The 6,793-nt window shown below is 74.2% G+C and carries 3 protein-coding genes; 2 read left to right on the top strand and 1 reads right to left on the bottom strand.

Annotation, left to right across the window (positions count from 1 at the left end):
- Nucleotides 1-10: 10 nt before the first annotated feature.
- Nucleotides 11-1,582: an MFS transporter gene (locus tag AC069T_RS09750; RefSeq protein WP_478782214.1), complete on the top strand. Its 1,572-nt coding sequence runs from the start codon at nt 11-13 to the stop codon at nt 1,580-1,582.
- A gap of 103 nt (nt 1,583-1,685) precedes the next feature.
- On the top strand, nt 1,686-4,691 hold the full coding sequence (locus tag AC069T_RS09755) for a helix-turn-helix transcriptional regulator (protein ID WP_478782215.1): 3,006 nt from the start codon (nt 1,686-1,688) through the stop codon (nt 4,689-4,691).
- 116 nt (nt 4,692-4,807) lie between these two features.
- On the opposite strand, the gene serA is transcribed toward AC069T_RS09755, so the two are convergent.
- The gene (gene serA, locus AC069T_RS09760) at nt 4,808-6,397 is read right to left on the bottom strand and encodes a phosphoglycerate dehydrogenase (protein ID WP_358855958.1); all 1,590 of its coding nucleotides are present in this window, start codon (nt 6,395-6,397) and stop codon (nt 4,808-4,810) included.
- Between the last annotated feature and the right edge of the window lie 396 nt (nt 6,398-6,793).

Below are 6,793 nucleotides of genomic sequence, written 5' to 3' on the forward strand. Positions count from 1 at the left end.
AGTCCCTGCCATGACGCACTCGACGAGCCCCGCCCCCGCATCCGGCCCCCGTGCCGGCCGCCGCGAATGGACCGCCCTCGGCGTCCTGATGCTTCCGCTGCTCCTCGTCTCCATGGACGTCTCCGTCCTCTACTTCGCCATCCCCGCGATCAGCGCGGACTTGGAGCCGAGCGGCACCCAGCAGCTGTGGATCTTCGACATCTACGCGTTCGTGCTCGCCGGCCTGCTCATGACGATGGGCTCCCTGGGCGACCGCATCGGACGCCGCAAGCTGCTGCTGTTCGGTGCCGCCGCCTTCGGGACCGCCTCCGTCGTCGCCGCGTACGCCGACAGCGCCGAGACCCTGATCGCGGCCCGCGCCCTCCTCGGCATCGGCGGCGCGACCCTGATGCCGTCGACGATGGCGATCATCCGCACGATGTTCACGGACCCCGGCCAGCGGGCGAAGGCGATCGGCCTGTGGTCCGGCGTCATGACCGGCGGCATCGCCCTCGGCTCGGTGATGAGCGGTGTCCTCGTCGAGTACTTCTGGTGGGGCTCCGTCTTCCTCGTCAACCTGCCCGCGATGGTGCTGCTGCTGGTGCTCGGCCCGGTCCTGCTGCCCGAGTCCAGGAACCCCGAGCCCGGCCGCTTCGACCTGCTCAGCGTGCCGCTGTCCATGGCGGCCGTACTGCCCCTGATCTACGGCGTCAAGGAGATCCCGTCCGAAGGCTGGCGGTCGGAGTACGTGATCTCCGTCGCCGTCGGCCTGCTCTTCACCGCGCTTTTCGTCCGCCGCCAGCGCACCGCCGAATCCCCGCTGATCTCCCCCGAGTTGTTCCGCGGACGCGGCTTCGCCCCCGCCGTCGTCCTCAACCTCGTCTCCTCGTTCGCCATGATGGGCTCGGCGTACTTCACCACCCAGTACCTGCAGTCGGTGCTCGGCAAGAGCTCCATGGAAGCCGCGCTCTGGGCCCTGCTGCCCACCGTCCTGGTCGGCGTCGCCGCCCCGGTCGCCGCGCAGTTGGTGCACAAGGGCGTGCACCGCGGCCACGTCGTCGCCGGTGGCTTCGTCGTCGCCGCCTGCGGCTACGGACTGCTCGTCCTCGCCGGTACGGACTCCCTGTGGCTGGTGCTGGCCGGCGCGGGCGTCCTCGCCTCCGGAATCGTCACCGTGATGTCCCAGATGATGGACCTGGCCCTCGGCACGGTCCCCGTCGGCAACGCGGGCACGGCGTCCTCCCTGCTGGAGACCGGCGCGGAGTTCGGCGGCGCGCTGGGGATGGCGGTCCTCGGTTCCATCGGGACCGCCGTCTACCGCCACGAGATGCCGGCCTCCGCCCCGGCCGCGGCCCGGGAGACCCTCGGCGGCGCGCTGTCCGCCGCCCGGCACCTGCCGGACGGCGCCGGCGCCACCCTGACGACGGCCGCCCGGGATGCCTTCACCACCGGCATGAACACCGCGGCCGTCGCCGGAGCGCTCCTCCTCCTGGGCGCGGCGGCCCTCGCCACGGCCACGCTGCGCCGGGTGCAGGCGCACACCGCCCCGGCCGGGCAGACCTCAGACCCCGCCCAGGAGAGTCTCAGCCGGTCCGGCACATGAGGACGAGGCCGCAGGCCGACACGGGCATCCGGGGACGGCGGAACCCCTGGAGGGCAGCCTCAACGCAGGGTGCCGCGCCCGTTCCGCATGCCAGGATGGAACCGTGGCACAGACATTCGGTACGCCGTTCATCGGCCGGTCAGAAGAACTGGCCCGCCTCACCGGCGTGCTGACCCGCGCCCGCGCGGGAGACCCCCGCGCCGTCCTGGTCGCGGGAGACGCCGGCGTCGGCAAGACCCGCGTCCTCACCGAAGCCGCCGCGCACGCCGCCACCACCGGCATGACGGTCCTCACCGGCCACTGCGTCGACCTCGGCGACGTGGGCCTGCCGTATCTGCCGTTCACCGAGATCCTCGGCGCGCTCGCGGCGGACGAGCGGTTCGCCCCCGCCCTCGCGGCCCACCCCGCCGTCGACCGGCTGCTCGGCAGCGGAGCCGACGGCGCCTCCGACGCGGGCGGCCGGCTGCGCCTGTTCGAAGGCGTGGCAGGACTCCTGCGCGACGTCGGCGCGATCACTCCCCTCCTGCTGATCCTGGAGGACCTGCACTGGGCGGACCAGTCCTCCCGCGACCTGCTGCGCTTCCTGCTCAGCCGCGGCCTGCTCCAGCTCCCGCAGACCCGCGGCCCGGGCACGGCGGCGGGCGGCGCCCCCACCCACCGCCTCGCCGTCTTCGCCTCGTACCGCGCCGACGACCTGCACCGCCGCCACCCGCTGCGCCCCCTGCTCGCCGAGCTGATCCGGCTGCCCGCGGTCGACCGCCTGGAGCTGCGGCCGATGCGCGACGCGGAGGTGGCCAGCCTGGTGCGCGCCCTCGGCGCCGAGCCGGTGCCGGACACGACGGTCCGCCGCATCGTCGAGCGCGCCGAGGGCAACGCGTTCTACGCGGAGGAGCTGCTCGCCGCCACCGCGGACGCCGTGCCCGGTGCCGCCGAGCCCGAAGCCGGCGTGATGCCCAGCGGTCTCGCCGACGTCCTCCTCATCCGCTTCGAGCAACTGCCCGCCACCGCCCAGCAGGTGCTGCGCACCGCCGCCGTGGCCGGCCGCCGCGTCGAGCACGACCTGCTGCGCGACGCCGTCCAACTGCCGGAGGAAGAACTGGAGTCGGCGCTCCGCGAGGCCGTCGGCAGACAGCTCCTCGTCCCCGCCGAGGGCGACACGTACGCCTTCCGGCACGCCCTCATCCGCGAGGCCGTCTACGCCGACCTGCTGCCGGGCGAACGGGTCAGGCTGCACCGCGCGTTCGCCGGGCTCCTCGCCGGACGCGGCGACCCGGCGAAGAGCGCCGCGGAGCGCGCCCACCACTCGCGGGAGAGCCACGACCTGGCCGACGCGCTACGGGCGTCCCTGGAGGCCGCCGACCACGCGGCCCGCGTCGGCGCGCCCGCCGAGGAGCTGCGCCACCTGGAATCCGCCCTCGACCTGTGGCCCGCCGTGGCACCCACGGCCCGCCCCGAGGACGTCCTCGACACCGTCACCCTCACGCTGCGCGCCTCCGCGGCCGCCGCCCACGCGGGCGAGAGCCACCGGGCGGTCACGCTGACCCGGGCCGCGCTCGCCCGGGCGGGCTCGGACGCCGACTCCGAACTGGCCGTCCGCGTCCGCTACACCCTCGCGGGCAACCTCATCCGCGTCGACCGGCTGAAGGCGGCGTTCACGTACAGCAGCGAGGCCCTCGCCATGATCCCGGCCGACCCCCCGTCGCGCACGTGGGTGTGGGCCGCGGCCACCCACGCCATGGCGGCCCGCTACATGGGCCACGACGAGGACGCCCAGCGGGTCGCCCGGCAGGCCCTGCGGGTCGCCGAGGACCTCGGGATCACCGACGCGCAGGCGGACCTGACGATCTCCCTGGTCGGGCTCGAAGGCCACAACCGCCGCACCCCGGAAGGCCGCCTCCGGCTGGCGCGGGCACGCGGGCTGGCCCGTCTCGCCGGCAACGTCTCCGTCGAGATGCGGGCCTTGTTCAACCTCGCGGTCGGCTGCTACGAGTCCGGTGACCTGGACGAGTGCCTGACCTGGCTCTCCGACGGACTCGGGCGCGCGGGCCGCTCCGGCCTGCTGTCCTCGCCGTACGCGCTGGAGCTGCGCTATCTCCAGTCCCTGGTCTTCTACACCCAGGGCCGCTGGGACGACTGCGCCCGCGCCGCCGCCGACGACGCCGAGCGGCTGCCCGCGGCGGCCGGGTTCGCGACCGGCCCCGCCCTGTACGTGGCACTGGCGCGGGGCGACCAGCGGGCCGCCGACCGTGCCCGCGCCCTCCTGGAGGGACCGTTCGACTGGATGGCCACCCTCGTCGCGGGCATCGTGCTGACCGACGCCGCGGCGCTGCGCGGAGACCCGGAGGCGGCCGTCGCCCGGGTCCGTACGACGATCACGACCCTCGCCGGTGAGGCGGGCGCCGAGCGGCCGGACGTCGCGGTGCACCTGGCCGCGCTCGCCCTGGCCGCGGTGGCCGACCGGGCCGAACAGCTGCGCCCGGCCGGCGACCTGGCGGGCGTCCGCCGCTGGACGGACACCGCGGACGAGCTGGTGGAGCTGGCCCGCGTCACGGCGGCGAAGGGCGAGGACGGCTCACGGCAGGGTCCCGAGGGCCTCGCCTGGCTGGCGCGCGCCGAGGCCGAGTGGACCCGCGCCCGCACCGGCCCCGATGTCGCGGCCTGGGAGAAAGCCGTCGCCGCCTTCGCCTACGGCGACCCGTACGAGCTGGCCCGCTGCCGGCGGCGGCTGGCGGAGGCGCTGCTGGCGGCGGACCGCCGCGAGGAGGCCGCCGAGCAGGCGCGCGCGGCACGCGAGACGGCCGTGCGGCTCGGGGCCGTACCGCTGTGCGAGGCCCTGGACGCCCTCGTCAGGCGCGGCCAGCTCGCCCGGACGGAGCCCTCCGTACAGGACGGCGCGGTCCTGACGGCCCGGGAGTACGACGTGCTGCGGCTCCTCGCGCTCGGCCGGACCAACCGCAGGATCGGCGAGGAGCTGTTCATCAGCGGCAAGACGGCGAGCGTCCACGTGTCGAACATCCTCGCCAAGCTGGGCGCGGCCGGGCGCACGGAGGCCGTGGCCATCGCCTACCGGCAGGGCCTGATCGAGCCGGAGCGCACGGCGTCCGGCTGACGCCCGGCGTCCCGCCGCACGACGGAGGGCCGGACCACCCGAAGGTGCCCCGGCCCTCGGACCGTAGGCGGGCGCTCAGCGCGACCGCCGTACGGGGAAGCCGTGTTGTGTGACCGTCAGACGAGGTTGACCGAGCGCGCCGACGTGGCGCCGATCTCGTCGGCGACCTCGGTGAGGACGGACTGCGGGACCGTGTCGTCGACCGTGAGGACGGCGAGGGCCTCGCCGCCGACGGCCGCGCGGGCGACCTGCATGCCCCCGATGTTGATGCCGGCCTCGCCGAAGACGCGGCCGACGGTGCCGACGACACCGGGACGGTCCTCGTAGCGCAGGACGACCATGTGGTCGGCGAGCGCGAGGTCGACGTCGTAGTCACCGACGGCGACGATCTTCTGGAGGTGCTTGGGGCCGGCCAGCGTGCCGGAGACCGAGACCTCCTGGCCGTCGCCGAGGGTGCCGCGGACGGTGACCACGTTGCGGTGGTCCGGGGACTCGGAGCTGGTCGTCAGACGGACCTCGACGCCGCGCTCCTGCGCGAACAGGGGGGCGTTCACGTACGACACGGTCTCGTCGACGACGTCCTCGAACACGCCCTTGAGCGCGGACAGTTCGAGCACCTTGACGTCGTGCTGGGTGATCTCGCCGTACACCTCGACGTCGAGGCGGACCGCGACCTCGCTCGCGAGGGCGGTGAAGATGCGGCCGAGCTTCTCGGCGAGCGGCAGACCCGGCTTGACGTCCTCGGCGATGACGCCGCCCTGGACGTTCACCGCGTCCGGCACGAGCTCACCGGCGAGGGCGAGGCGCACGGAGCGGGCGACGGCGATACCGGCCTTCTCCTGCGCCTCGTCGGTGGAGGCGCCGAGGTGCGGGGTGCAGACGACCTGGTCGAGCTCGAAGAGCGGGGAGTCCGTGCAGGGCTCCTTCGCGTACACGTCGAGGCCGGCGCCGGCGACTCGGCCCTCCTTGAGCGCCGAGTACAGCGCCTCCTCGTCGACGATCCCGCCGCGCGCGGCGTTCACGATGCGCACCGACGGCTTGACCTTGTGCAGCGCCTCGTCGCCGATCAGGCCGAGCGTCTCGGGGGTCTTGGGGAGGTGCACGGTGATGAAGTCGGCGACCTCGAGCAGCTCGTCCAGCGACAGGACCTTCACGCCCATCTGGGCGGCGCGCGCGGGCTGCACGTACGGGTCGTAGGCGACGACCTTCATGCCGAACGCGGACATGCGCTGGGCGACCAGCGCGCCGATGCGGCCGAGGCCGACGACGCCGAGGGTCTTCTCGGCCAGCTCGACGCCCGTGTACTTGGAGCGCTTCCACTCGCCGTTCTTCAGGGCGGTGTTGGCCTGCGGGATGTGCCGCGCGGTGGCCAGCAGGAGGCCGCAGGCCAGCTCGGCCGCGGTCACGATGTTCGACGTGGGGGCGTTGACGACCATGACGCCGGCCTTGGTGGCGGCGGAGACGTCGACATTGTCCAGGCCGACGCCGGCCCGTGCGACGACCTTCAGCTTCTTCGCGGCGGCGACGGCCTCGGCGTCGACCTTGGTGGCCGAGCGGATCAGGATCGCGTCCACGTCGGCGATCGCGGGCAGCAGTTCGGCGCGGTCCGCGCCGTTGCACTGCCGGATCTCGAAGTCCGGGCCCAGGGCGTCGACGGTCGCGGGCGACAGCTCTTCAGCGATGAGTACGACAGGTTTCGAGCTCACGTGAGTCCTCACAAGTCCAATGCGGACGGCCGTCCCGACGGCCGCATGCGGTGGAGGGTTGTCGGCGGCCCGGGGAGGTGCAGGTGCGGTCCCGTGCCGAGTGGCGTGGGGGCGGGCCTTCACTTCCTCGGTGTCGCTTGAGCCGCGTGGAAGACGCACGACGCTGTGGGCCTGACGCGTTTGTTGTGCAGCAGTCTAGTGCTGCCGCGGGGGCCGTCCTGCGCCTCCGCGGAAGGATCACCCGGACGTGGCTGGCCTCAGTGGACAACAGCGTTACCGGGGGTTCGGGGGGGGGGGGGGGGGGGGGGGGGGGGGGTGGGGGGGGGGAGGGGGGGGGGAGGGGGGGGGGGGTCCCTCCCCCACCCTCACCCGCCCCTCCTCCTCTCCCTCTCTCCT

It is taken from the genome of Streptomyces sp. NPDC043867 (assembly GCF_056435845.1).

Excerpts from the sequence above, each read along its gene's own strand:
- AC069T_RS09750 (WP_478782214.1), top strand. The coding sequence starts at position 11 with ATGACGCACTCGACGAGCCCCGCCCCCGCATCCGGCCCCCGTGCCGGC.